This is a genomic window from Sphingosinicella xenopeptidilytica, from assembly GCF_042676985.1.
GTDB lineage: Bacteria > Pseudomonadota > Alphaproteobacteria > Sphingomonadales > Sphingomonadaceae > Sphingosinicella > Sphingosinicella xenopeptidilytica.
The window spans coordinates 1-3,030 of the sequence record NZ_JBHTIK010000013.1 but is presented as its reverse complement, the minus strand read 5'-3'; the positions used below and the strand labels follow the sequence as shown (position 1 = coordinate 3,030).

2 protein-coding genes are annotated in these 3,030 nt (G+C 61.4%); both read left to right on the top strand.

What is annotated here, in order from left to right; translation table 11 throughout:
• Positions 1–2,138, top strand: a 2,138-nt coding sequence (locus ACFQ00_RS16700; RefSeq protein WP_381493441.1) for a TonB-dependent receptor, incomplete at its 5' end; no start/stop codon positions are given.
• Positions 2,139–2,351: 213 nt separating this feature from the next.
• Positions 2,352–3,030 (top strand): Rieske 2Fe-2S domain-containing protein (locus ACFQ00_RS16695; protein WP_381493437.1); only part of this gene is annotated, 679 nt, incomplete at its 3' end.

Here is a 3,030-nt window from a genome sequence, read left to right as displayed (position 1 = left end):
CGACCGATGCCGCCGGTACTGCTGATCCGGCAACGGCGGCCGAAGCATCCGGCACCCAACAGGGTTTCGGCGACCCTTCCGAGACGGGCGGCCTCGCCGAAATCGTCGTGACGGCCCAGAAGAGCAGCGAGAACCTTCAGAAAACGGCCGCTGCAGTCACTTCGGTCAGCGGCGACGCCCTGGTCGCGAGCGGCATCACCGATATCCGCGCAGCGCAGGTGCTGATCCCATCGGTGCGTTTTCAGCAGCAGAATACGGCGACCGAAGTCTATATCCGTGGAGTAGGCTCAACGCTCGACTATCCGCAGGTCGAGCCCTCGGCCTCGTTCAACTTCAACGGTGTCTATATTCCGCGCGAGGCTGCGGCGGTACCGCTGTTCGATATTGACCGCCTGGAGGTCCTTCCGGGACCGCAGGGGACGCTTTATGGCCGCAGTTCGCTAGGCGGGGCGATCAACGTCACCCTCAGACGACCAACGCGCGACTATGAAACCAATCTTCTTGTCGAGGTCGGCAATTTCGGCCTCGCCCACGGGACCGCGGTGCAGAATGTGCCGGTCAGCGATAAATTGGCGCTGCGCGCCGGGGTCGATTACACCTATACCGACGGCTATCAGACATCGGGCGCCGACTCGAAGAACAATCTCGGGCTCCGGCTGTCCGCACTTTACGAGCCTACGCCGACGTTCACCGCCTACCTCTGGGGCTATTATGTCCAGAAGAAAGGGAACTCGCCCAACCTGCTGACGAAGGGCGTCGATCGTGAAACCGGCGGGCTGGCGCCCAACAAGTTCCTTCATGACAATCCCTGGAACGATCGACGGGGGTCGGAAATCCTGGCCTTGCCTTCCAACCCGTTCCTGCCGCCGCCGGTCGCGCCGTTCGCGCGAAAGACGGACTATGAAAACTACACGGTCGGCGCGCAGTTCGATCTGGAACTGGGCGATGCGACGCTGACATATATGCCGTCCTACCTCGATATGGACGTCTCGGCAGATTATTTCCTGGGTGCTTATCCCGGCAACAAGACCGACCATTTCGATCAGCAGACGCATGAGCTGCGGCTGTCGGGCGAAAGCGATCGGCTAAAGTGGATCCTCGGCGCCTATGCCTATCGGGTGAACAGCGATGGCACCTTCTTCTTCACCTTCTTTCCGGTCAGCATCGTCGACCGTCATCGCCTGCAAGGGCTTGCCGCATTCGGCCAGGCAACCTTCAGCGTGACCGACACGCTGCGGCTGATTGGTGGTGGTCGCTTCAGCTATGATGATCGGACCGGGCGCGGACGGGCTGGCGACGGCGTCACCCCCTACAGCTATTCGCGCGACTTCAAGCGGTGGGACTTCAAGGCGGGCGTCGAATATGACGTCGGTCGGCGGGCGATGATCTACGCCACCGTGCAGACCGGATACCAGCCTGGAACGTTCAACGCGTTCCCGAGCTCGCCGGTTGCGAGCAACGAGGTCAAGGAGGCAACGCTGATGGCGTTCCACGCCGGCTTCAAGTCACGGTTCCTAGACAATCGCCTGCAGATCAACAACGAGGCCTTCTTCTACGACTACAAGAACCTGTTCGCATCGGCGTACAACACGGTCCTCAACACCAATCAGACATTCAACGCCAAGCGTGTCGAAATCTACGGCAATCAGCTGGACATCCTCTTTCACCCGACGGCCGATGACCGGCTGAGCTTCTCAGTCGGCTATCTTCACGCCCGCAACAAGAGCTTCGACCTCCCGCCCGGGGCCAGCCTCCCAGGACAGCCGACCAACTTCGACGGCCTGCAGCTGCAATATGCGCCTGACTGGACCTTAAGCGCCGGCTATCACCATGATTTTCAATTGGCCAACGGCTATGTCCGCGTGCAGGTGAACACCCGCTATGAGAGCAGCTTCTTCGCCGACTTCAACCACACGCCCGGCGGCCGCCAGAAGGCTTACACCAAGACCGACGCATCGCTCACCTACTATGCCCAGAGCGGACGGTGGAATGTTGGTGGCTGGATCAAAAACATCGAGAACGAGCCCGTCCAGGCAGCGACGGCCGGCGGCAGCAATCAGCCGTTTCTGCCAACTGCAGCGTCAACCTTTCTCGAGCCGCCGCGGACCTATGGCCTGAGGTTCGGCGCCAATTTCTAGGCTTCGTAGTGCCTGGTGAACGGGCACGCGGTGGAACGCGAACGTGCCGGACCCGTTCGGTAGCGCAGGAGGGTTCGTCCATGAAGCCGATGACCGAGCAGCATCTCGCCGTTCTCCGCAGGCACATGGTCGATCGAAATAATGCGAGATTGTCTTACCAACCGTCGCAGCTTCCGTTGCCGCGTCGCGGGTGATACGCCGACGGGCAAGCTGATGCGGCAGCACTGGATGCCGACGTGCATGAGAGAGGAGGGGGCCGAGCGGGATGGCGCTCCCCTGAAAGTACGGCTGCTTGGCGAGGATATGGTAGTCTTCAGGGACACCGAAGGCCATCTCGGCGCGCTCGATGAGCAGTGTCCCCATCGCCGCGCATCGCTAGCCTTCGGCCGCAACGAAGAATGCGGTCTGCGCTGCCTGTATCACGGCTGGAAGTTCGACGTGAACGGCAATGCCGTCGACTTGTCGTCAGAGCCGGTCGACACGCGGCTGCGGCAAACGATGAAGACCAAGGCTTATCCCGTGCGCGAGGCAGGTGGCTTCGTGTGGGTCTGGATGGGCGACCCGGAAAAGGTTACGCCGTTCGATATGCCAGCCTGGGCACCAACCGATGCGACCAATATCGCGATCGTGAAGATGCACGCAAAGTGCAACTGGGCGCAGGTCCTGGAAGGATCGATCGACTCGGCGCACAGCTCGAGCCTTCACTCATCGAACATGCCGACCGCGACCGACAGCGCCTGGCTGCGCCCATCGGCCGACAAATCGCCAAGGTTTGAGGTCCAGAAAACCAGCTTCGGCTTTCGCTATGCGGCGATCCGCAAGCCGAAACCCTGTTGGGTGCCGGATGCTTCGGCCGCCGTTGCCGGATCAGCAGTACCGGCGGCATCGGTCG